The 22,208-nt window shown below is 53.5% G+C and carries 20 protein-coding genes; 11 read left to right on the top strand and 9 right to left on the bottom strand.

Translation table 11 applies throughout. From position 1 onward, the window contains the following. Positions 1-106 precede the first annotated feature (106 nt). The 6 genes from ACX1CU_RS09465 (at position 107) to tcyN (ending at position 5,067) form a co-directional block, all read left to right on the top strand. Positions 107-829, top strand: a complete 723-nt coding sequence (locus tag ACX1CU_RS09465; RefSeq protein WP_459402305.1) for an RNA polymerase sigma factor FliA — start codon at positions 107-109, stop codon at positions 827-829. Positions 830-882: 53 nt separating this feature from the next. Beyond that, positions 883-1,392, top strand: coding sequence for a flagella biosynthesis regulatory protein FliZ (fliZ, locus tag ACX1CU_RS09470; RefSeq protein ID WP_459402306.1), 510 nt, complete (start codon positions 883-885; stop codon positions 1,390-1,392). Between the two features lie 315 nt (positions 1,393-1,707). Then, on the top strand, positions 1,708-2,694 hold the full coding sequence (locus tag ACX1CU_RS09475) for a D-cysteine desulfhydrase (protein WP_459402307.1): 987 nt from the start codon (positions 1,708-1,710) through the stop codon (positions 2,692-2,694). A 154-nt stretch (positions 2,695-2,848) separates the two neighbouring features. Beyond that, on the top strand, positions 2,849-3,649 hold the full coding sequence (tcyJ, locus tag ACX1CU_RS09480) for a cystine ABC transporter substrate-binding protein (protein WP_459402308.1): 801 nt from the start codon (positions 2,849-2,851) through the stop codon (positions 3,647-3,649). Then, positions 3,649-4,311: a cystine ABC transporter permease gene (tcyL, locus tag ACX1CU_RS09485; RefSeq protein WP_076941343.1), complete on the top strand. Its 663-nt coding sequence runs from the start codon at positions 3,649-3,651 to the stop codon at positions 4,309-4,311. Before tcyJ ends, tcyL begins: the two co-directional genes overlap by 1 nt. 3 nt (positions 4,312-4,314) lie before the next feature. After that, complete coding sequence (gene tcyN, locus ACX1CU_RS09490; protein WP_459402309.1) at positions 4,315-5,067, top strand: L-cystine ABC transporter ATP-binding protein TcyN; 753 nt, start codon at positions 4,315-4,317, stop codon at positions 5,065-5,067. 64 nt (positions 5,068-5,131) lie between these two features. Here the strand turns inward: tcyN and ACX1CU_RS09495 are convergent, their stop codons facing one another. Next, positions 5,132-6,070 carry an NAD(P)H-dependent flavin oxidoreductase gene (locus tag ACX1CU_RS09495; protein ID WP_459402310.1) on the bottom strand — a complete coding sequence of 313 codons (939 nt, stop codon included), beginning with the start codon at positions 6,068-6,070 and terminating at the stop codon, positions 5,132-5,134. A gap of 23 nt (positions 6,071-6,093) precedes the next feature. Beyond that, the gene (locus ACX1CU_RS09500; protein ID WP_459402311.1) at positions 6,094-6,348 is read right to left on the bottom strand and encodes a YdgH/BhsA/McbA family protein; all 255 of its coding nucleotides are present in this window, start codon (positions 6,346-6,348) and stop codon (positions 6,094-6,096) included. A 201-nt stretch (positions 6,349-6,549) separates the two neighbouring features. On the opposite strand from ACX1CU_RS09500, the gene ACX1CU_RS09505 reads away from it, so the two are divergent. Further along, a complete protein-coding gene (locus ACX1CU_RS09505) occupies positions 6,550-7,179 on the top strand; it encodes a TetR/AcrR family transcriptional regulator (protein ID WP_459402312.1) in 630 nt (209 codons plus the stop codon). A 72-nt stretch (positions 7,180-7,251) separates the two neighbouring features. Here the strand turns inward: ACX1CU_RS09505 and ACX1CU_RS09510 are convergent, their stop codons facing one another. From ACX1CU_RS09510 to putA, 4 genes are all read right to left on the bottom strand, one after another. After that, positions 7,252-7,908 (bottom strand): DUF799 domain-containing protein, encoded by a 657-nt coding sequence (locus ACX1CU_RS09510; RefSeq protein ID WP_459402313.1) that lies wholly within the window; start codon positions 7,906-7,908, stop codon positions 7,252-7,254. After that, on the bottom strand, positions 7,905-8,267 hold the full coding sequence (locus ACX1CU_RS09515; protein ID WP_459402314.1) for a DUF4810 domain-containing protein: 363 nt from the start codon (positions 8,265-8,267) through the stop codon (positions 7,905-7,907). Before ACX1CU_RS09515 ends, ACX1CU_RS09510 begins: the two co-directional genes overlap by 4 nt. A gap of 19 nt (positions 8,268-8,286) precedes the next feature. Then, positions 8,287-8,955: a CsgG/HfaB family protein gene (locus ACX1CU_RS09520; RefSeq protein WP_459402315.1), complete on the bottom strand. Its 669-nt coding sequence runs from the start codon at positions 8,953-8,955 to the stop codon at positions 8,287-8,289. Between the two features lie 275 nt (positions 8,956-9,230). Beyond that, a complete protein-coding gene (gene putA, locus ACX1CU_RS09525) occupies positions 9,231-13,202 on the bottom strand; it encodes a trifunctional transcriptional regulator/proline dehydrogenase/L-glutamate gamma-semialdehyde dehydrogenase (protein ID WP_459402316.1) in 3,972 nt (1,323 codons plus the stop codon). Positions 13,203-13,845: 643 nt separating this feature from the next. On the opposite strand from putA, the gene putP reads away from it, so the two are divergent. Further along, on the top strand, positions 13,846-15,330 hold the full coding sequence (putP, locus tag ACX1CU_RS09530) for a sodium/proline symporter PutP (RefSeq protein ID WP_459402317.1): 1,485 nt from the start codon (positions 13,846-13,848) through the stop codon (positions 15,328-15,330). Between the two features lie 717 nt (positions 15,331-16,047). After that, positions 16,048-16,836, top strand: a complete 789-nt coding sequence (phoH, locus tag ACX1CU_RS09535; RefSeq protein ID WP_459402318.1) for a phosphate starvation-inducible protein PhoH — start codon at positions 16,048-16,050, stop codon at positions 16,834-16,836. A gap of 86 nt (positions 16,837-16,922) precedes the next feature. Here phoH and chaA read toward each other — a convergent pair whose 3' ends face one another. Next, positions 16,923-18,029: a sodium-potassium/proton antiporter ChaA gene (chaA, locus tag ACX1CU_RS09540; RefSeq protein ID WP_459402319.1), complete on the bottom strand. Its 1,107-nt coding sequence runs from the start codon at positions 18,027-18,029 to the stop codon at positions 16,923-16,925. 434 nt (positions 18,030-18,463) lie between these two features. Continuing rightward, the gene (locus tag ACX1CU_RS09545; protein ID WP_459402320.1) at positions 18,464-19,282 is read right to left on the bottom strand and encodes a siderophore-interacting protein; all 819 of its coding nucleotides are present in this window, start codon (positions 19,280-19,282) and stop codon (positions 18,464-18,466) included. 364 nt (positions 19,283-19,646) lie between these two features. Here ACX1CU_RS09545 and ACX1CU_RS09550 point away from each other — a divergent pair, with 364 nt between their 5' ends. Both ACX1CU_RS09550 and cbl read left to right on the top strand, forming a co-directional pair. Beyond that, on the top strand, positions 19,647-20,345 hold the full coding sequence (locus ACX1CU_RS09550) for a gamma-glutamylcyclotransferase (RefSeq protein WP_459402321.1): 699 nt from the start codon (positions 19,647-19,649) through the stop codon (positions 20,343-20,345). 315 nt (positions 20,346-20,660) lie between these two features. Continuing rightward, the gene (gene cbl, locus ACX1CU_RS09555; protein WP_459402322.1) at positions 20,661-21,614 is read left to right on the top strand and encodes an HTH-type transcriptional regulator Cbl; all 954 of its coding nucleotides are present in this window, start codon (positions 20,661-20,663) and stop codon (positions 21,612-21,614) included. A 256-nt stretch (positions 21,615-21,870) separates the two neighbouring features. On the opposite strand, the gene ACX1CU_RS09560 is transcribed toward cbl, so the two are convergent. Then, positions 21,871-22,050: a hypothetical protein gene (locus ACX1CU_RS09560; RefSeq protein WP_459402323.1), complete on the bottom strand. Its 180-nt coding sequence runs from the start codon at positions 22,048-22,050 to the stop codon at positions 21,871-21,873. Positions 22,051-22,208 lie beyond the last annotated feature (158 nt).

Below are 22,208 nucleotides of genomic sequence, written 5' to 3' on the forward strand. Positions count from 1 at the left end.
GACTACATGACACAAATAAAGCCGGTTTTATACGGTTGTTCTGCCGATTGCTATTTTGCCCCTGTGGATAATGGATATGACCCTCTGATTTGCAGGTTTAGACATCGTGAGCGATCTGTATACCGCCGAAGGCGTCATGGACAAAAATTTTCTCTGGCAGCGCTACGTTCCGCTGGTACGCCACGAGGCGCTACGCCTACAGGTCAGGCTGCCTGCCAGCGTGGAGCTCGACGATCTGCTGCAAGCCGGGGGAATAGGGCTGCTGAACGCCGTTGAACGCTACGACGCCCTGCAAGGAACGGCTTTCACCACCTACGCGGTGCAACGCATCCGCGGAGCGATGCTTGACGAACTGCGCAGCCGCGACTGGGTACCACGCAGCGTGCGGCGCAATGCCCGTGAAGTATCGAAAGTGATGCAGCAACTGGAACAGCGGCATGGCCGCCCGGCCAGTGAGAGGGAATTAGCCCAGGCGCTGGAGATTCCCCTGGATGAGTATCGTCAGATCCTGTTGGATACCAACAACAGCCAGCTCTTTTCTTACGATGAATGGCGGGAAGAACATGGCGATAGCCTGGAAGCCGTGCTGGCAGGGCATGAAGAGGGCAATCCGCTGCATCAATTGCTGGAGGGCAATCTGCGCCAGCGGGTAGTGGACGCCATTGAGGCACTACCGGAACGCGAAAAAATGGTGCTGACGCTGTATTACCAGGAGGAGTTGAACCTGAAGGAGATTGGTGCAGTGCTCAATGTGGGCGAATCGCGAGTCAGCCAGTTGCACAGCCAGGCGATCAAACGCCTGCGCGCGCGCCTAGCCAATGATGTTTGACGTTGATACAGCCTGCGTTTTTTCAACCTGATGTCTGAAACGGATTGCAAACTATGCCGGGAATAACATCGAAAAAGCGGCCGCTCAGCCGCTACCTGAAAGATTATAAACACAGCCAGACCCACTGTTCTCAGTGTGCTAAGGCGCTTGAGCGCATAGCGCTGGTGTTCCGCGGCAAGATTATCAGTAAAGAAACCATCGCCCGGATGGATCAGCAGATTGACGAGCAGGTCTGGTGCAATCTGCAACGCGAACTGACCGCGCTGTGCCGTTTCTGTAGCGAAATCGCGTATAACAGCGATCCCAGCTACTTCGATATTGTGGCGTTTAAACAGTATCTGTTTGAACAGACCGAGATGAGCCACAGCACTATCCGCGAATACGTTGTGCGCCTGCGTCGGCTGGATGAAATGCTGGCGGCGCACAACTATCCTACCGAGCGGTTTGCCAAGGGGATCAGCTACCAGCGTATTGTTGACGACCTGCCATCGGTAGCGCACGACAACTACCGCATCGCGCTGCGCAAATACGATCAGTATCTGGCCTGGCAGAAGAGCTACTGACACCTGAACTCGCAAAGCCTATCAGATGGGCTCTGCGAGTGCCTGTTGGCGAACGGGGGTTATAGCGCGTTATTTTGTTGCCGATCAGATCATTACCTCATTATCTCCCTCCACGAATAAAGAGTGATTATTCAGAGCACATCTGATAAATCTATGCCTTGGAGAATGCCGGTCCGTTAAGGCTAACCCGTTCCCTCTCCCTGTGGGAGAAGAAGGGCACACCTTTACACCTGCTGCATAATTATGCCGTTTTTCGTTTAACTGACCGGCATTAATGCTTTGGATGTCTTTATTTTCATTCCCTGGGGGGAAGTTGTGAATCTGCAACAGCAACTGGCGCAGTTCCCGCGCCTGGATTTGGTTGGCTCAGCCACACCGCTCGAAAAGTTATCTCGCCTTTCTGATTATCTCGGTCGCGAAATCTACATCAAACGTGACGATGTCACGCCGATGGCGATGGGCGGTAACAAGCTGAGAAAGTTGGAATTTTTGGCCGCTGACGCGTTGCGCCTGGGGGCCGATACCTTGGTCACCGCCGGTGCTATTCAGTCAAACCATGTGCGCCAGACGGCTGCGGTGGCGGCCAAACTGGGCCTGCACTGCGTGGCGCTGCTGGAAAATCCGATTGATACCAAAGCGGAAAACTACCTCAGCAACGGTAACCGCCTGCTGCTCGATCTGTTCAACGTGGATGTCGTGATGTGCGATGCCTTGCACGATCCGCAGACACAGTTGGCGGACTTGGCGACTCGCCTGGAAGCGCAGGGGTTCCGGCCCTATGTGGTACCGGTCGGGGGATCTAACGCGCTGGGGTCATTAGGCTATGTGCAATGTGCCCTGGAAATTGCTGCGCAATGCGGTGAGACAGCCTTCAGTTCGATCGTCGTGGCGTCTGGCAGCGCAGGCACTCATGCCGGTTTGGCCGTTGGCCTGCAACAGTTGTTGCCGGAAAGCGAACTGATTGGCGTAACCGTTTCGCGCAAAGTGATCGATCAATTGCCGAAGGTTGAGCAAATCCAGCAAGCGCTAGCGTGTTCATTGGGCATTGAGGCATTGGCTCCGATCACCCTGTGGGACGACTATTTTGCGCCGCAATACGGCATGCCGAATGATGAAGGTATGGCGGCGGTGCAACTACTGGCGCAGCAGGAAGGGGTGCTGCTCGATCCGGTTTATACCGGTAAAGCCATGGCTGGCCTGATTGACGGTATCGCCCAGAAACGTTTCCGCGACGAAGGCCCGATCCTGTTTATTCATACCGGTGGAGCACCCGCGCTGTTTGCTTATCACCCACAGGTGTGAGATGAGGTATACCTCATAGGAGATATATCCGTTTTACGCAGAATGTTGATATATTCCACTTTGAACTATATTTATTAATTTATATTCCTTTATGCAGTCAAGATGACTGTTAAAGTCCTGATATCAAAAAAGATAAACAACTGATGGGGTGTCTATGGTCTTTTCTAAAATCCGTCGTCAATGCCTGCTGGGCGTGATGGCTGTTGCGCTGGTCACCGGGTTGAACGTGAAAACCTACGCGGCTGATAATCTGCTCGATCAGGTCAAACAGCGCGGTACGCTGATTGTTGGGCTGGAAGGCACCTATCCACCGTTCAGCTTCCAGGGTGAAGACGGCAAACTCACCGGTTTTGAAGTGGACTTCGCCAACGCGCTGGCAGAGCGCCTGGGTGTGAAGGCCAAGCTGAATCCAACCAAATGGGATGGCATGCTGGCGTCGCTGGAATCCAAGCGTATCGACGTGGTGATTAACCAGGTGACGATCTCCGACGATCGCAAGAAAAAATACGACTTCTCAACGCCTTATACCGTATCCGGTATTCAGGCGCTGGTGAAAAAAGGTAACGAAGGCAAAATCACCAAGGCTGAGGATCTGAAAGGTAAGAAAGTCGGGGTTGGCCTGGGCACTAACTACGAGCAATGGCTGCGTGAAAATGTGCAGGGCGTTGATGTGCGCACTTACGATGATGACCCAACCAAATACCAGGATCTGCGCGTTGGCCGTATCGATGCCATTCTGGTCGATCGCCTGGCGGCGCTGGATCTGGTGAAGAAAACCAGCGATACGCTGGCCGTTGCCGGTGAGGCATTCTCCCGTCAGGAAGCGGGTGTTGCGGTGCGTAAAAACAACCCGGAACTGCTGGCTGCGATCAATCAGGCGATCGCCGAAATGCAGAAAGACGGGACGTTGGCGAAGATCTCTGAAAAATGGTTTGGCGCGGACGTAACTAAATAATGCATGAGAGTATTCAACTGGCGCTGGATTCAGCGCCATTTTTATTAAAGGGTGCCCTGTTGACTCTCCAGCTCAGCTTGGGGGGCATGGCACTGGGGTTAATGCTTGGTTTTCTGTTGGCGCTGATGCGCCTTTCGCCATTGTGGCCGGTGTCCTGGTTATCTCGCATTTATGTCTCGCTGTTCCGTGGTACTCCGCTGATCGCCCAACTGTTTATGATCTATTACGGTCTGCCGCAGTTTGGCATTGAGCTGGATCCGTTCCCAGCGGCGCTGATTGGCCTTTCGCTCAATACCGCGGCTTATACTTCGGAAACCCTGCGTGCGGCGATCTCCTCGATCGACAAAGGGCAGTGGGAAGCGGCTGCCAGTATCGGCATGACGCCATGGCAGACGATGCGCCGGGTGATCCTGCCGCAGGCCGCCCGTACCGCGTTGCCACCGTTGGGTAACAGCTTTATCGGGCTGGTTAAGGATACTTCGCTGGCGGCGACCATCCAGGTGCCGGAGCTGTTCCGGCAGGCGCAGTTGATCACCTCACGCACGCTTGAGGTGTTTGCTATGTATCTGGCGGCATCGCTGATCTACTGGGTGATGGCAACCTTGCTTTCTGCGCTGCAAAATCGCCTGGAAGCGCACGTTAACCGTCAGGATCAGGAGTAACCGATGAGTGCCATTGAAGTAAAGCAACTGGTCAAGCAGTTCAAAGGGAACACGGTGCTGCACGGTATCGATCTTGAGGTGAATTCCGGCGAAGTGGTGGCGATTATCGGGCCGAGCGGCTCTGGAAAAACCACCTTGCTGCGCAGTATCAACCTGCTGGAAGTGCCTGAATCGGGCACTATCCGCGTGGGGGATATCGAGATTGACGGTTCGCGCCCGCTGAGTAAGCAGAAACATCAGGTACGTGCCCTGCGTCAGCAGGTGGGTTTTGTCTTCCAGAGCTTCAACCTGTTTCCGCACCGTTCGGTGCTGGAAAACATCATTGAAGGGCCGGTGATAGTTAAAGGGGAGACGAAAGCTGTTGCAGAAGAGCGTGCCCGCGCATTGTTGGCCAAGGTCGGGCTGAGCGGCAAAGAGCAGGCTTACCCGAAACGTCTTTCCGGTGGCCAGCAGCAGCGCGTGGCGATTGCCCGCGCGTTGGCGATGCAACCGGCGGTGATTCTGTTTGATGAACCGACCTCGGCGCTTGATCCAGAGCTGGTGGGCGAGGTGCTCAACACCATCCGTGCGCTGGCCGAAGAGAAGCGCACCATGGTGATTGTGACGCACGAAATGAGCTTTGCCCGCGACGTTGCCGATCGCGCCATCTTTATGGATCATGGCCGCATCGTTGAGCAGGGGCCAGCGAAAGAGCTGTTCGCCAACCCGCAGCATCAGCGTACTAAACAGTTTCTGGATAAGTTTCTTAATCAGTAGCCAGTAGTTTTAAGCTGGCAGGAAATGAAGCGCCCCCTTCCTGATGGTTGGGGGCGTTTTACTGTTAATTAAAAGCGTAAGAAAGCTCACAGACCACGTCTTTTGCACTGCTGATCTTTTCAATGCCTCCCGCTGATGCGGAAACGGTGATCACGCCGTGCTGGTGATCGCCGTCCAGCATGCCTTTCTTGATGATGCCAACCTCACTGTCTCCTCGCCCAGCGCGGATGCTCTCGGTGGCGATAACGCGCACGTCTCCTGCCGGAGTATTAATCTCGATCAGATCCTCAGACAAAACGTTAACGATCGCCTCTTTGGTGTTGAGGCTTGCCGGTGATTCAAAGGTAGTGATAAAACGCGTGCCCACATAGACCCCCACAGCGCCCATGGCCGTGGCGGCTTTTGCCGTTTTCTGGTTATAGATGCCACCTGCGGCAATTACCGGGATCTTAACCACATCGGTGACCTGAGGCAGCAGGGCCAGAGTACTGATGCGGTGTTCGCTCAGGTGGCCCCCGGCCTCATGCCCGGTGATGATAATCGCGTCCACCCCCATCTTTTCTGCCAGTATCGAGTTCTCAACCGTTGGTGAAATTTCGCGGTGAATCACGATAACACCGGCCTCTTTCAGCCTGCGAATGTACTTTTCGCCTTTGGTGATATCTTTGCCGCTGGTAATGACGATATTAATATTTTCTTGCAGGATCACTTCCAGCAAGGGTTCTGCATATTGAAAGCTGATCTCGACGCCCTCAATCGGCAGCAGGTAGTTAACGGCAAAGGGTTTATCCGTTAATGCTCGGGTTTTAATGATTTCCTGACGAAAATCCTCTGTAGTTTTAGCTATCCCGCCATCGGCCACTTTTCGCCCGGCATTCGGGCCTAATACGCCCAAACCCCCGGCATTGGAAACCGCAGCCGCAAGTTCAGCCGAGTTTAGCCACACCATAGAAGCTTGAATCACCGGTGTATCGATCCCTAATAGTGCTTGTAGTTTCATCATTCCATTCCTCACATAAAAATTAATCAGCGGTAAATCACAGCGCTGGCATGAAGCTTGTTATTGCCGGAGACAGAAATAATTCTGTAGTGGCTGGCGTTTTTCGCTTTGGCTTGTTGCGCAATGCCCTTTTCAACCTCGTTCAGCGTTGTCATTGCTGAAACCGTCACGCTACCCACGCGGTGCAGATTTTGCGGCGGTGTTTGTTGCGGTTGCGCCGCCAAAGCCGATGCTGAGAACAGGCAGGCGGCAATGGCCAGGTTTACGGTGGTTTTTTTCATGTGCAATATCCTTTTAACAGTTAAAACAGCAAGATGTGTTACTTTTTTATTTTCGTAACGTTTGTTATTTAAACCCTACGTGAAGAATCAGCCTTGTGCAATAATTTTTTGTAATGATCATTATTTTAATTTAGAATAGCGCTTGTTCTCAGGGTGAGGCTTTATCATGATCGTTCCATAAAGGGTTCAGGAGCCGTGGATATGAGTAAAAATCTAAAAGAGGTGAGCGTGCGCGGCAGGCCGAAAAAATTTGATCGCGATAGCGTACTGGAAAAGGCGATGAACCTGTTCTGGCGCTTTGGCTATGAGCCTACATCGATGTCTGAACTGATTGAAGGCACGGGAACCAAACCTTCTTCGCTGTACGCGGAGTTCGGCAGTAAAGAGGGGTTATTTTGCGCGGCGGTGGAAAAGTATCTGGCGACTTACGGCCAGGCCAGAGATGCGATCCTCGATCAGGACGAACTGCCATTGCCGCAGGTGATTGAGCAACTGCTGCGTGCGAGCGTGGAATGGTTCACTGACGCCGAGATGCCTCCCGGCTGTTTTATGGTGGCAGCAACCTTTGGTATGTCTGCTACGGATGACGCGTTATTCCACCAACTTAGCCAGCAGCGAAATTCCGCCGAAAAAAAGGTGATTGAATGCCTCGAATGCCGTGTTGGCAAAGGAGAACTTCCGGATAACACGAATTGTGCTTTATTAGGGAAGTATATCGTTAACGTTATTCAGGGCATGTCAGTGCAGGCGCGTAATGGCGCAACCCGGGACGAACTTTCCGGGCTGGTGGATATTTTTATGAGCCAGTGGAGTGCGATTGCTGCTGCCTAGAGCGGGGCGGGGCGGGGCGGGGAGTGAGCTGCGGTTGGAGAAAAGGCAGCCGGATGGCTGCCTGACTTTTCACTAGCGTTGATTGGCGTATTTAGGTGAACGCGGGCCATAAAGGATACCGCCATCTTGCCCGGCGGCAAGCAGACGCGTATTGGTAATGGCACCAATATCGTATCCTTTGTCGCTGATGGTATTAACGACCTGTGCAACAGCCGCAGTAATCAGCATCCCAACAAGACCGCCACCGGAATTGTTGTTGTTTTCGTTGCTGGAGGCGGTAGCGCTGCCTGCCCACAGCTGTTTGCCGGTGCGCAGATCGACCAGTTTGGCATTGACGGTGACACGGGTTTCACTGTCGATCACGATATAGCTGGTGCCGTATTGGGTCACATCCAGGTACAGCACAGCGTCAGCGCCGAAGATCTTATGCAGTTTCTGAGTGCTGACCGCACGGATATCGTTAGCATTGGTCAAACCATTCTGCTGGAAGGTTTCCTCCACGACGGCGACGGGCAGCACGTAGTAGCCCGCTTCTGCCAGCGGCAAGGTAGCGCTAGAAAGTACGCTGTGGCTGGCTTTGATATCAGGAGACTGACTGATCGGTGGCAGTACCAGAATCGATTTCGGCTTGCTGGCGTGGAAGGCAGCGTAGTCGTAGGGGGCTTTCTTGGCGCAACCCGCCAGCAGCAGTACGGCAACTGCCGCCAAAAGACCTAATGCACGTTTCATTTGAAACTCCCTTTATCTTTGCTCATCAGGAAATCCATAAACGGTGCTGATTCTGGAAACAGTGATTTTTCGGTACTGAATTCAGCCATTGCCAGTTCGGTTCTGCCGGTTTTAACGTACAGCATACCGAGATGAGCATGTAGACCCGGTGGTACGGCCTGACCTTTCGCGCGAGATTTTTCGAGGATCTCTTTTAACGAGGCGATCTGCTCTTCCGGGCTGGAAGCGTCCTGCTGATAATATTGGTATACCGTCTTCTGATAACCATCCCAGTTGTAAAGAGGTTTTTCGGGCGTAGCACAACCACCCAGCAGAGTGGCTGCCAGCAGCACTCCGCCAATTTTTTTATTAATCATCATGATTCTTTTTTATAATCCGTTAGTTGGTTGGGCGCCATGCACCACTTTCAATCCCTGCAACCAGGTTGTTAACCGCTTCGCGCACGGCCAAGTCCAGCACTTTACCGTTCAAGGTGGAGTCGTAGCTTGCCGTGCCACCAAAACCGATCACTTCACGGTTCGACAGGCTGTATTCCCCGGCACCTTGGCTGGAGTAAACCACTTCAGAGGTTTGCACGTTAACCACGTTCAGATTGACTTTGGCATAAGCAACCTGTGATTTACCGCGCCCCAGAATGCCCCACAGTTGCTGATCGCCCACTTCCTTGCGACCGAACTCGGTAACATCACCGGTGATCACATAGCTTGCGCCTTTCAGGGTCTGTTGCTGGCCCTTGATACCGGCTTCGGCTTTCAATTCATCCATATTGGCGCGATCCAGTACGTTGAAACGGCCAGTTTGTTGCAGATGGGTGATCAGGATGGTTTTGGACTGGTTGCCCAGGCGATCAACGCCATCGGAAAATACGCCGTTCATATAGCTGGAGCGGTTATCAAACTTGCCGACAGAGATTGGGCTGCGTACACCTTGATAACTGGTGTTATAGGTAGCGACCTTGGGTACTTCGAGCGAACGAGAAGACTCTGAAGCACAACCTGCCAATAGGCTGGTTAGGGTAATTGAACAAATAATGAGTGATTTTTTCATCGAAATGAAATCTCTCCATGATGACTAATTCGGGAAATACCCCTCATGCATAATTACAGGAGAGTTATTTAGCTAATGTATATTTAAGTGAGGTATCAGTATGCTTTTGTAAACGTGATAGTTTCACGGTGCATATCCTACCAGAAAGAAGTTTCTTAAAGGATATCGCCGTGCACGTTATATGAAATTTTTATCGCATAACGGGATGAGTTTTTTTGGAGATCCCCAGTCACTCGGTTTTCTGAGCTCCTGGGGATTTTTACTGACTGCGGAACTTAACCAATCGTCATCAGGCTGGCGTTGCCACCCGCGGCGGCGGTGTTGACGCTTAATGAACGTTCGATCAACAGGCGTTCCAGCAGAATATTGGTTTCGCCGTGGGCGAAGCCTTGCACCGAGACAATGGCACCGCTGCGCTGGGCAACTTGCTCGCACAGGGTGCGTAGCTGGTCGGCATCACCGTGGTAGATCGCGGCATCAAACTCCACCTTATCCTGTTGCCAGTCTTTGCTGAAGCTGATGCGTGCCTGTACGGTGGCGGGCAGGCGGCGGCACAGCGTGCGTTGCAACTCGGCTTCCGGCCACAGCACCTGACTGCCCACTGCCAGCACGGCAGCTAACTGGATCAGCGCATCGGCCTCGTTATCGGCCAAGCACAGCACGCGTTCACGCGGCAGCAGGGCGTAAGTGTTGCGCTCCCCGGTCGGGCCCGGCAGCGGGCGAACGGTGCCGCCTTGGCCGAGCTCGGCATACTGCTGTGCCAGCGCCACCAGTGCGGGCTGGTTTTCGGCAACGGCCCACTGTTCCAACGCCTGATGCGCGGCCAGCAGTGCCGGGCGCGCCGTGGCTTCCAACGGGCGTTCGCTGTCTTGACGGTTGAGCGTGCGTTGTACCGCATCCATTGGGCGACTGGCGAGCAGTCGATACAGATAGAGTGGGCCACCGGCTTTCGGGCCAGTGCCGGACAGGCCTTCGCCGCCAAACGGCTGTACGCCAACCACTGCGCCAACCATATTGCGGTTAACGTATAGGTTGCCGACTTTGGCGTTGCCGGTTACGCGGGCGATGGTTTCATCGATACGCGTATGAATGCCCAACGTCAGGCCATAACCGGCGGCGTTGATCTGCTCAACCAGCTTGTCCAGATTGGCGCGCTGATAACGCACCACGTGCAATACCGGGCCAAAGATCTCTTTTTGCAGTTCATCGAAGCTTTCCAGTTCGATCAGCGTTGGCTTAACAAAGGTGCCGCGCGCCCACTCTTTTTCATCCAGCACGTTGTCTTTGGCAGCCTGATAAACCTTGCGGCCTTTGGCTCGCATGGCTTGAATATGGCGTTCAATACCGGTTTTGGCTTCAATATCGATCACCGGGCCGATATCGGTAGCCAGGCGTTCCGGGTTGCCCATGCGGCACTCGGCCATGGCTCCGCGCAGCATTTGCAGCGTGTGCTCTGCCACATCTTCCTGAATGCACAGGATACGCAGGGCAGAGCAGCGTTGGCCCGCGCTGTCGAAGGCGGAGGCCACCACGTCGGTTACCACCTGTTCGGTCAGTGCCGAAGAGTCGACGATCATCGCGTTCAGGCCACCGGTTTCGGCGATCAGCGGCGTTGGGCGGCCCTGTGGATCCAGGCGGCCAGCGATACTGCGTTGCAGAATACCGGCCACGTCGGTGGAACCGGTGAACATCACGCCACGCACGCGGGCGTCGTTAACCAATAGTGAGCCTACGGTTTCACCCTGGCCTGGAAGCAACTGCAATACGCCCTGAGGAATACCGGCTTCCAGTAGGATCCGCACCGCCTGTGCGGCCACCAGCGGGGTTTGTTCGGCCGGTTTAGCCAGCACGCTGTTGCCTGCGGCGAGCGCGGCAGCAATCTGGCCGGTGAAGATCGCCAGCGGGAAGTTCCACGGGCTGATGCATACCACCGGGCCGAGCGGGCGATGGCTGTCGTTGGCGAAGTCATCTCGCACCTGACCCGCGTAGTAGTACAGGAAATCAACCGCTTCACGCACTTCGGCGATGGCGTTGTTGAACGTTTTGCCGGCTTCACGCACCAGAATGCCCAGCAGAGTTTGCATCTGGTTTTCCATCAGTTCGGCCGCGCGCTCCAGAATGGCGGCGCGTTCAGTGGGCGGGGTGGCAAACCAGATCGGCCCGGCGGCAGCGGCGGCATCGAGCGCACGGCTGACTTCACCTTCGGTGGCTTCGCGCACGTAACCGACGATATCGCCCGGTTCTGCAGGGTTGAGCACCGGTTGTTCCACTCCCTGATCCAGAGCGGCGTCAATCATCGGTTCGGCCCGCCATGGCTGCGCTGCGCTGGTAAGCAACGAACTGGACAGCGAAGCCAAACGTTGCTCGTTGGAGAGATCCAACCCGCTGGAGTTGACGCGTTTGTCGCCATACAGCTCACGCGGCAACGGAATGCGCGGGTGCGGCAGGCCGATCTGGCCTTCGCTGGCTGCCAGCGCTTCAACGGCGCTGACCGGATCGGCCACCAGTTCATCCAACGGCAAGGTAGCATCGGCGATACGGTTAACGAACGAAGTGTTGGCGCCGTTTTCCAGCAGGCGACGTACCAGATAGGCCAGCAGGGTTTCGTGAGTACCCACCGGAGCATAGATGCGGCAAGGGCGGTTCAGCTTGCCATCGGCCACTTTACCCACCACCTGTTCGTACAGCGGTTCACCCATGCCGTGTAGGCACTGGAATTCATACTGCCCCGGATAGTAGTTGTTACCGGCCAGATGGTAGATGGCGCTCAGGGTGTGGGCGTTGTGGGTGGCAAACTGCGGGTAAATCAGGTTCGGTACGGCCAGCAGTTTACGGGCGCAGGCCAGATAGGAAACGTCGGTATACACCTTGCGGGTGTAAACCGGATAACCTTCCAGACCGTCCATCTGGGCACGCTTGATTTCGCTGTCCCAGTAAGCGCCTTTCACCAGGCGGATCATCAGGCGGCGACGGCTGCGGCTGGCCATATCGATAACTGCATCAATGGCAAACGGACAGCGCTTCTGGTAAGCCTGGATCACGAAGCCAATGCCGTTCCAGCCGGCCAACTGCGGCTCAAAGCACAGTTTTTCCAGCAGATCGAGCGAGATCTCCAGACGATCGGCTTCTTCGGCGTCAATATTGATGCCGATATCATACTGGCGCGCTTGTAAGGTCAGCGACAGCAGGCGCGGATACAGCTCTTCCATCACGCGATCGTACTGCGCGCGGCTGTAGCGCGGGTGCAGTGCCGAAAGCTTGATCGAGATACCAGGGCCTTCATAGATGCCACGGCCGTTGGAGGCTTTGCCGATGGCGTGGATCGCCTGCTGATAGGAAACCAGATACGCCTGTGCATCGGCTTCGGTAAAAGCGGCTTCGCCCAGCATGTCGTAAGAATAGCGGAAACCTTTTTCTTCCAACTTACGGGCGTTGGCCAGCGCTTCGGCGATGGTTTCGCCGGTGACAAACTGCTCGCCCATCAGGCGCATCGCCATATCCACGCCTTTGCGGATCAAGGGCTCGCCACTCTTGCCGATAATCCGGTTCAGCGAGCTCGACAGGTTGGTTTCATTGTGGGTAGACACCAGCTTGCCGGTAAACAGCAGGCCCCAAGTCGTGGCGTTGACGAACAGCGACGGGCTGCGGCCAAGGTGCGAATGCCAGTTGCCGTTGCTGATTTTGTCGCGGATCAGCGCATCGCGCGTCGGTTTGTCTGGGATACGCAGCAGCGCTTCCGCCAGGCACATCAGTGCCACGCCTTCCTGCGAAGACAGCGAGAACTCCTGTAGCAACCCTTGCACCATCCCAGCGCGGCCCGTCGACGTTTTCTGGTTGCGCATCTTCTCGGCAATGCCATACGCCAGCTTGTGGGTGGCTTGAGCCAGATCGGCCGATAACCGCGCCTGTTCGAGCAGCATTGGCACCGCTTCGGTTTCCGGGCGGCGATAGGCGGCGGTAATGGCAGCACGGGCGACGGACTGCGGCAGGATCTGTTCGGCAAACTCCAGGAATGGCTGGTGGGACTCTTCGTAGGTTTGCTGCATAATGTCGTCCGCTTCGGCCAGCCCGGCAGCAGCGAGCGCTGGGAGCTCAGGAATATCGGAGCCGCTTTCGAGGCGTTCGAGATAATTAAAAATAGCTTGCTTGATTAACCAGTGCGGTGTGCGATCGATACGTTGTGCCGCGCTTTTAATCCGGTCGCGTGTGGCTTCATCAAGCTTCACGCCCATAGTGGTAGTGGCCATGCCAATCCAACTCCTGTGTGTAGAACCTATCCCAGCAGGCCTAAAACCGCGTGCAGAGAGGCCTGCTGGGATAGGTTCGTGGATAGGTTGTGTCATTAATGCGGATAATATCCAGCATGTTGCAACTTTGTGCAACCTTGTTAAAACAGGCCCGTGAGCGAAGTGTGATTTCAATCGGTTTTTTAACATGAAACTACGGCAGGTTTCTTGCGGGTATCGCTAGCGGTTTATCGGTCATTGCGCTATTTCCCTGTTTTAGACAGGGATAAAGGAGAGGTGCAACTCACTTCATGGCTAATGAGTGCAACCTGTGAGGTGGTTAAATGTGACGCAGGGTAAACTTTGTGTAACTTGTTTGTTAAATGTCTTGTTGGTTGTTGAGGTCGTCATCTAGGATAGCCAACGTTTATCACCGTAATACTTCAAGTTGCAGGTGCATCGCTGCTTTGCTACAACGCGAATTATTGAGGGTATAGGCAATACCGGGCAGAAACTCTATTCACCCGCCCAGCTTCCGGCACTTTGGTGGGTGAAATACATCGCATCGCAAACTGCGTGAATAAAAATACCCGATAGATTTCAAGCGGTGGCCGACAGCGCTGCCGCCTGAAAGACGAAGGGAATAATGAAAGTGGAGAGTGGAATGACAATGAGCACACCAATGCTGGTGACCTTCCTGGTGTACATCTTCGGGATGATCTTAATCGGCTTACTCGCCTACCGGGCGACTAAAAACTTTGATGATTATATTCTGGGTGGCCGCAGCCTGGGCAGCGTGGTCACTGCGCTTTCCGCAGGGGCATCCGACATGAGCGGCTGGCTGCTGATGGGCTTGCCGGGGGCGGTCTTCCTTTCGGGTATTTCGGAAAGCTGGATTGCCATCGGCCTGACGATTGGGGCTTACTTCAACTGGAAGTTGGTGGCCGGTCGGTTGCGTGTGCATACCGAAGCCAACAACAACGCTTTGACGCTGCCAGACTATTTCACCAGCCGTTTTGAAGACAACAGCAAGCTGCTGAGGATTATTTCCGCCATCGTCATTCTGGTATTTTTCACCATTTATTGTGCTTCCGGCATCGTTGCCGGTGCACGTCTGTTTGAAAGCACCTTCGGTATGAGCTATGCCACCGCGCTGTGGGCCGGTGCGGCCGCGACCATCCTTTATACCTTTATCGGTGGGTTCCTAGCGGTCAGTTGGACCGATACCGTGCAGGCCAGCCTGATGATTTTTGCGCTGATCCTCACGCCGGTGATCGTGATTTTCGCCGTTGGCGGGATCGACAGTTCGATGCTGGTGATTGCTGCGCAAAACCCGGCCAACGTCGATATGATGAAAGGGCTGAATTTTGTCGCAATCCTGTCGCTGATGGGTTGGGGGTTGGGGTATTTTGGTCAGCCGCACATTCTGGCGCGTTTCATGGCGGCAGATTCCCACCGTACTATCCGCAGCGCACGCCGTATCAGTATGACCTGGATGATCCTGTGTCTGGCTGGCACCATTGCGGTGGGCTTCTTCGGTATCGCCTATTTTGCCAATAACCCGGAACTGGCGGGGAATGTGTCACAAAACGGTGAACGGGTCTTTATCGAACTGGCGATGTTGCTGTTCAACCCTTGGATTGCAGGCATTCTGCTGTCAGCGATTCTGGCTGCGGTGATGAGTACCCTGAGCTGCCAGTTGTTGGTGTGCTCAAGTGCCATCACGGAAGATTTATACAAAGCCTTCTTGCGTAAAGGTGCCAGCCAGCGTGAACTGGTATGGGTTGGGCGTGCCATGGTGCTGGTGGTTGCCCTGGTGGCAATTGCTCTGGCAGCGGATCCGGAAAACCGCGTACTGGGCTTGGTCAGCTACGCTTGGGCAGGTTTCGGTGCCGCATTTGGCCCGGTGGTGTTGATCTCGGTAATGTGGTCACGCATGACCCGCAACGGCGCACTGGCTGGCATGCTGGTGGGGGCGATCACCGTGATCGTCTGGAAGCACTATGCCTGGCTGGATCTGTATGAAATCATCCCGGGCTTCCTGTTCGGCAGTATCTCTATCGTGCTGGTTAGCCTGATGGGCCGTAAGCCTTCGGCAACGATAACCGAACGTTTTGACCTGGCTGAAGCCGAATTTAAAACGGTGTAATGCCTGTTTAACCTCTCCCTGACCATCGGGGAGAGGTTTCAACCCTTTTGGTTTTATCCTCGCAACAACCTATAGCATTATTCAACCGCCGCTAAAGAGAGTATTCCAATACAAGTAGTGCCTTTTTAGTTGTTTGAATTTTAATCTACCAACACAAGTGCCATTAGCGAGAGTTAATGGTAACCATATGATTTAATGAAATAATTAAATTTATCTGGAATGGCGTAAACGGCGTGATATAGTGCTTTTGCATGATATGGAAGAATGAAAATTAAAAATTTTTACATTTTAGTAACACGACGAGTTTGAATGTCATTATACTGTAATCATCTGGCGGTAGTTTCACACGGTGCACAGCTCGAAGCTGTAAATATCACTGCGGGGATCGCTAATGGTAAAGTCCTTGGTTGGGCTACAAAAGACAAATAACATCTCCTCCCTGATTACTCGTTATAACGAGGGTGCCTCCTCCGCCTCTCAATTTCTGACTGAATCCTGGCTTTCCTTTCGCCCTAATCTGGCTGTCACACTCTCTTGTTATCGACAAACCGCGTTGTCCTGCGAAGAAACGGTGCATTGCCATGCTGCCGCGTATTCGCGTTATTCATCGGCTTATATTGGCTCTAAAGGAAGCCAAAACCTAATACGTGTGTGAAACATAATCGCGCGACATCTGATGCCGCTGCGGTAGGTGAAACAAACTGTAAGGTGCCAACTATGGGAAGACAAAAAGCAGTGATCAAAGCACGTCGCGAAGCCAAACGCGTTATTCGTCGTGACGCACGTAGCCATCGCCAGCGTGAAGAAGAAAGCGTGACCACGCTGGTACAAATGGGTGGTGTTGAGTCTATCGGCATGGCACGTGACAGCCGGGATACTTCTACCATCGAGGCGAGAACCGAAGCTCAAGGTCATTACTTATTAGCCATAGAAAACAAACAGTTGATCTTCGCCACTGGCGAAGCCGGCTGCGGCAAAACATTTATCAGCGCCGCCAAAGCGGCAGAGGCCCTGATACATAAAGAGGTGGATCGGATCATTGTGACGCGTCCGGTTTTGCAGGCGGATGAAGACCTCGGCTTTTTGCCTGGGGATATCGCTGAGAAATTCGCCCCTTATTTCCGGCCGGTGTATGACATTTTACTGCGCCGTTTAGGATCGTCGTTTATGCAATACTGCCTGCGCCCGGAAATCGGCAAGGTAGAGATCGCGCCTTTCGCCTATATGCGCGGGCGTACCTTTGAAAATGCGGTGGTGATCCTGGACGAAGCCCAGAACGTCACGGCAAGCCAGATGAAGATGTTCCTGACCCGTTTGGGCGAGAATGTGACGGTGATCGTCAATGGGGATATTACCCAGTGCGATTTGCCACGCGGTGTGAAATCCGGCCTTAGCGACGCGTTGGAGCGCTTCGAAGAGGACGAGATGGTGGGTATTATTCGCTTTGATAAACAAGACTGCGTCCGCTCGGCACTGTGCCAGCACACGCTTAATGCTTACGATTAGCCTAACCGCTGTTAATCAACGGGGTGCCAAGTTGGCACCCCGTTTTGTCTAGGCTCTAGCAACTTCAAGCATGCAGGGTAGAGACGTCAGGCAAAAATCGTCATCATATAAGCGGCGAACAGCGCCAGGTGCGCGGTGCCGTTTAGCACGTTGGTTCTGCCGGTAGAGAAGGAGATGTGGCACAGGATCAACACCGTCAGCATCACCACCATATGCGGTGCTTGCAGGCCGAAGATCAGCGTCTGGCCGGTCAGGGTGGCGATAATCGTGACCGCTGGCACGGTCAGGGAGATCGTCGCCAACACGGAGCCGAAAAACAGGTTCATGGCGCGCTGCACCTGGTTATTCAGCACTGCACGTAACGCCCCCAGCCCTTCTGGCGACAGAATCAGCAGCGCTACCAGGAAGCCGGTGAATTGCGTTGGGGCATTCAGCTTGGTCAGCAGGCCTTCCAGCGGATTGGCGTTGAACTTGGTTACGGCAATCACCGCCACCAGATGCACGATCAACCAAACCGCATGCCACAGGCTGCTGTGAGAAGAGGGTTTACCGTGATGAGGGTCGCCATCGTCACCGTCATCTTCGTGTTCATACACGAACAGGCTCTGGTGGGTTTTGGTCTGGATCAGCAGGAAGACGCCGTACATCGCCGCCGAAATCGCCGCCACCAGCAATGACTGGCCAACGCTGAAGTTACCGCCCGGTAGCGCACTTGGCAGCACCAGCACGATGATCGCCAACGGGAAAATCGCCATCAGATACTGTTTGATACCACCGAGGTTAACGTACTGGGTGGCGAATTTTCGCCCACCGAGCAGCAGAGCAACGCCAACCAGGCCTGCGGTGACAATCATGATGATCGAATACAGCGTGTCGCGCATCAGTGCAGGCGCGGCATCACCGGTCGCCATCAGCGCTGAAATCAGGCTCACTTCCAGAATGACCACCGACAGGCTGAGGATCAGCGAGCCGTAGGGTTCACCCAGCCGATGGGCCAGTACGTCGGCATGGCGCACCACGCTGAAAGCACTGCTGAGGATCCCCACCAGCGCCACAATATTAATAGCGACAATCAGCGGAAAACTGCCGGTACCGCCCCACAGGTTGAGCACAACCAGCGCAGCAATAGGAAACATGAGTGAATATTCGGTATGGCGGGACTTGGATCTGCCAGGATCGTTGTGCGACTTCATTTCGGTGATTCTCCTTCTCAAACTGCATGGCCCGTCATCGCAGAACACCCGGCCAAGTGGCCATTCTGCGTATCCAGAACGTTGTTACACCCCAAGAGTTTCATACCGCAGGCAGGTAGCGACTCAGCGGATCCCCCGAAGCTTGATAAACCAAGTAGCCGGAGCGTGCAAAGGCAACCAACCCCTGCTGCTTGAAAGGCGAAGGGGACAATAATAATAGGATACACCCTGCGTATGACACCGGGTAATGATGTGATGTTGTTTTAACATGGGAAAGCAATGGGTTGCTTTATGTGACAAGCGTAGCAAAAAAACCGCAGTTTATGCGGTTTTTTTTACGTACTTTTACGTAAGAAAGTGCTTTTTTTATGCTAAGTGACCATAAAATCAATTTAGCCATGCATTATCGTGGTAAATCAGACAGAAATTAACCATCAGGCATCAATGTTATCCATAATCTCATGCCTTTTATGATGATAACCCTCCTCATTTAGCCCCTCACGCCAGTAAGGTACGGCATAAAGCTGATTACGATCGCATTTGCACTCGCGGCGCAGGTAACGGCGCAGTTCTACCACCAGACGATCTTCACCCGCCAGCCAGAAATGCGTACCCGCTTGCGGTAGCGCTTGCGAGCAAAATTGGGTGATGAGTTCTGCGGTTTTTTCGGTGCTGCCAATAATCCAGCTTAGTTCAACACCGGTCGGTTTTTTCAGGTCAATCACGTCCGCCGGGGTATCGACGCGAATAAACGCTTGGCCTGCGCTGTGGGAGGGTAGATTTTCCAGCAGAGCGGCGATCGCGGGCAGTGACGACGGGTCACCTGCCAGGCAATAAAAATCTGCGGCGGGCAGCATGGGTTTCGGGCCACCAGGGTTGCTGATACCGATTTTATCGCCCGGTTTGGCCTGGCGAGCAAAATTCACCGCCGGGCCGCTGTGATCGTGCAGTGCGAATTCAATGTCGATCTCCGTCTGCTGTGGCCGCACGGCACGTATTGAATAGGTGCGGATTATCGGGCGCAAAGCGTCGGCAGCCCATACCGGCCCATTGTCGCTCAGCGTGGGGAGATCTGGCTGTGTTTGGCCTGCGAGTGGCAGAAAGACCTTAATATGGGCAGCGGCGGCATCTGCCGGGTAATGGCATAAGTCCGGAGCGCTGAAGGTGATACGGCGCAGGTGTGGCGTAATATCGCGCAGACGGGTTACTTCGATCAAATAGGGGGCGCGGATGCGTGGGGTATCGGCAGTCACAGTGTTCTCCTTTATCATTCTGCGCCGAGTATATCACGCCATATGATAATGAGAATCGTTTGATTTTGGTTTGCGTCCGCTTCCCGAGAGGGAGACTGTTTTTTGTACGGGTCACTTTGTTAAAAAAACGTCGGAGATATGAATGCAGGAGTAAAATATTACCGCTATTAATATTATCGCTGTTACATCCCAATACTTTCTCACACTTAATTCGCTTGGAAACTTGATTACGCTGCAAGAACCGAATAAGGTTATTTATATAACAGCGGTGTTATTGAATTAATAAATTTCCGCAAAACTAAATTTTAAAGATACAGTGGCGAAAAGGGATTAGGGCAATCCTATTCCCAGGAGGTTGTAGTCGGTGTTAACACGAGATTTTCTGCAAAAGGCAGATTGCAAAACTGCATTCGGCACGATTGAAGAGTCGCTATTGCTGACACCAGAACAGCGTTTGGCATCATTGGAGTGTACGCTGTCACGCCGGCCGGATAATAGCCCGGTGTGGATATTTGGCTACGGTTCACTGATGTGGAACCCGGTATTTGAATCCGACGAAGTCAGGCCTGCCACCTTGCAGGGCTGGCACCGCGCGTTCTGCCTGCGGTTGACCGCCGGGCGCGGCACGTTGCATCAGCCTGGGCGCATGCTGGCACTGAGCGAAGGCGGGCAGACCACCGGCCTGGCATTTCGGTTGCCGGAAGAGAAACTGCGTGAAGAGCTGGAGCTGTTGTGGAAACGCGAGATGATCACCGGTTGCTATCTGCCAACCTGGTGTGACCTGACGCTGGAAGATGGCAGAGTGGTGACCGCGTTGGCGTTTGTGATGAACCGCCAGCACCCATTGTTTGAGGAAGATACGCGCCATCAGGTGATTGCGCCGTTGATCGCCAGTGCCAGCGGCCCGTTGGGCACCAATGCGCAGTACCTGTTTGCGTTGGATAAGGAGTTAAAAAACTACGGCATGCAGGATGACTGCATCGGCGATCTGGTCAACACGGTGCGCCAATGGTTGCAGCAGCACAACAGATCTGGCTCGATCGGTGGTGAAGCCACCGCCTGAACAAGATCGCTCAGGGTTTATCTGCATGGCGCACTTTGTTGCGCCATGCTGGTTTTTATCTCACGGCTTATATATCTAATCCCTCTATTTAATAACTTTTCCCTGCATGACTTTTTTAATCACACTTAGATTAAATGATTTAACCAATTGATTTATAGTATTTTATTTATTTCTTTAAAGGAAAATGATTAATCAGCCACACGGCAAGAGGCATTTAGTATTAAAAGGCATAAGTAAAGGTTATTTCTTATTTGTCCCTCCTGAGCAGATTCCGTATCAATGTTGTTAACAATATGGGTCGCAAGAGGGCGTTGGATGAACTTTCAGCAATTAAAAATTATCCGTGAGTCGGCACGTTGCAACTACAACCTGACGGACGTTGCCAACACTTTATTTACCTCGCAATCTGGGGTTAGCCGCCATATTCGTGAGCTGGAAGAAGAGTTGGGGATCGAGATATTTATCCGTCGCGGGAAACGGTTATTAGGCATGACGGAGCCGGGTAAAGAACTGCTGGTAGTGGCCGAGCGTATCCTGAACGATGCGAATAATATTCGCCGCCTGGCCGATGTTTTCAGCAACAATGATTCCGGCCAGTTGCATATTGCCACTACCCATACTCAGGCGCGTTACAGCCTGCCGGGCGTGATCAAAGAGTTTCGTGCGCTGTATCCGCGCGTACGAGTGGTGCTCAATCAGGGCAACCCGGAAGAGATTGTGGCGATGCTGGCTTCCGGCGAGGCAGATATCGGTATCGCCAGCGAACGCTTGATCAATGATGAGTCGCTGGCGGCTTTTCCTTATTACCGCTGGCACCATGCCATTCTGGTGCAGGAGGGGCATGAACTGACGCGCCAGCCACGGGTGACGTTGGAAATGCTCAGTACGCTGCCGTTGATTACCTATCGCCAGGGGATCACCGGGCGTTCGCGGCTGGATGAGGCATTTAAGGCGGCAGGGCTGACGCCGGATATTGCTCTGAGCGCCCAGGATTCTGACGTGATCAAAACCTATGTTGAATTAGGGCTGGGAGTGGGCATCGTCGCCGATATCTCTTTTGAAAAAGAGCGCGATCGTGGTTTGGTTTGCCTTAATGCAGAACATCTATTTGCCGCGAATACCGTCTGGTTGGGGTTGAAGCGCAGTCAGTTACAACGCAATTATGCCTGGAAATTTATCCAGCTCTGTAATCCCACGCTTTCATTAACGGAAATTAAAGAGAAAGTGTTCTCAGCCCAACTGGAACCGGTGATTGATTATCAGATTTGATGTCGGAAGCCTTTATCATGGCGAATGTTGGCAGGTTTGCCTTCGCGTGGTGCAACAGATGCATGACTGTTGTGCAGTTGTATCGGGTTTAGTGGCGTTATGTCCGAGATTTCGACCTAAATAAACTGGCATACAAACTGCATTCAGTAACAGCCTGGGTTGTTCAACCGGGCAACTAACCATGATTCGCTTAAAGGCGTCCGTTCAGCATGCTTACCCCAATGGTCGAGTGTGCTGTTCGGACGCTTTTTTTATTTTACGCCGGTGTAATGCCCAACTTATCGACGACGGACGGCAGGCTATTGGTCAGCAAGGCATGGAGATCGCGATAGCAGAACCGCTGCACGTCAGTTAGGGCGGTATGCAGGTAAGAACCCACGCCGAGGGCAAACGGAACAGGTTTTTTTGATAAAACCACTAAGGTTTCATATTTCATGTTGATACGGCTGATTTATGTAATGATTTTACGTGTAAAATTCTACCAGCGGTAAGATAAAAGTAGGTTTTACCTGATTGACCGTTACGGTGTAGAGACTTGAAGGGTGCTTCCCAAGTTAAGGGAGTAATAGATGTTATCAGCAAACCAAGGTTGCT

It is taken from the genome of Serratia sp. D1N4 (genome assembly GCF_054552755.1).

Excerpts from the sequence above, each read along its gene's own strand:
- putA (WP_459402316.1), bottom strand. The coding sequence starts at position 13,202 with ATGGCCACTACCACTATGGGCGTGAAGCTTGATGAAGCCACACGCGAC.
- ACX1CU_RS09515 (WP_459402314.1), bottom strand. The coding sequence starts at position 8,267 with ATGATGATTAATAAAAAAATTGGCGGAGTGCTGCTGGCAGCCACTCTG.
- fliZ (WP_459402306.1), top strand. The coding sequence starts at position 883 with ATGCCGGGAATAACATCGAAAAAGCGGCCGCTCAGCCGCTACCTGAAA.
- ACX1CU_RS09495 (WP_459402310.1), bottom strand. The coding sequence starts at position 6,070 with ATGATGAAACTACAAGCACTATTAGGGATCGATACACCGGTGATTCAA.
- cbl (WP_459402322.1), top strand. The coding sequence starts at position 20,661 with ATGAACTTTCAGCAATTAAAAATTATCCGTGAGTCGGCACGTTGCAAC.
- ACX1CU_RS09510 (WP_459402313.1), bottom strand. The coding sequence starts at position 7,908 with ATGAAACGTGCATTAGGTCTTTTGGCGGCAGTTGCCGTACTGCTGCTG.
- ACX1CU_RS09505 (WP_459402312.1), top strand. The coding sequence starts at position 6,550 with ATGAGTAAAAATCTAAAAGAGGTGAGCGTGCGCGGCAGGCCGAAAAAA.
- chaA (WP_459402319.1), bottom strand. The coding sequence starts at position 18,029 with ATGAAGTCGCACAACGATCCTGGCAGATCCAAGTCCCGCCATACCGAA.
- putP (WP_459402317.1), top strand. The coding sequence starts at position 13,846 with ATGACAATGAGCACACCAATGCTGGTGACCTTCCTGGTGTACATCTTC.
- ACX1CU_RS09560 (WP_459402323.1), bottom strand. The coding sequence starts at position 22,050 with ATGAAATATGAAACCTTAGTGGTTTTATCAAAAAAACCTGTTCCGTTT.
- tcyN (WP_459402309.1), top strand. The coding sequence starts at position 4,315 with ATGAGTGCCATTGAAGTAAAGCAACTGGTCAAGCAGTTCAAAGGGAAC.
- tcyL (WP_076941343.1), top strand. The coding sequence starts at position 3,649 with ATGCATGAGAGTATTCAACTGGCGCTGGATTCAGCGCCATTTTTATTA.
- ACX1CU_RS09520 (WP_459402315.1), bottom strand. The coding sequence starts at position 8,955 with ATGAAAAAATCACTCATTATTTGTTCAATTACCCTAACCAGCCTATTG.
- phoH (WP_459402318.1), top strand. The coding sequence starts at position 16,048 with ATGGGAAGACAAAAAGCAGTGATCAAAGCACGTCGCGAAGCCAAACGC.
- tcyJ (WP_459402308.1), top strand. The coding sequence starts at position 2,849 with ATGGTCTTTTCTAAAATCCGTCGTCAATGCCTGCTGGGCGTGATGGCT.
- ACX1CU_RS09500 (WP_459402311.1), bottom strand. The coding sequence starts at position 6,348 with ATGAAAAAAACCACCGTAAACCTGGCCATTGCCGCCTGCCTGTTCTCA.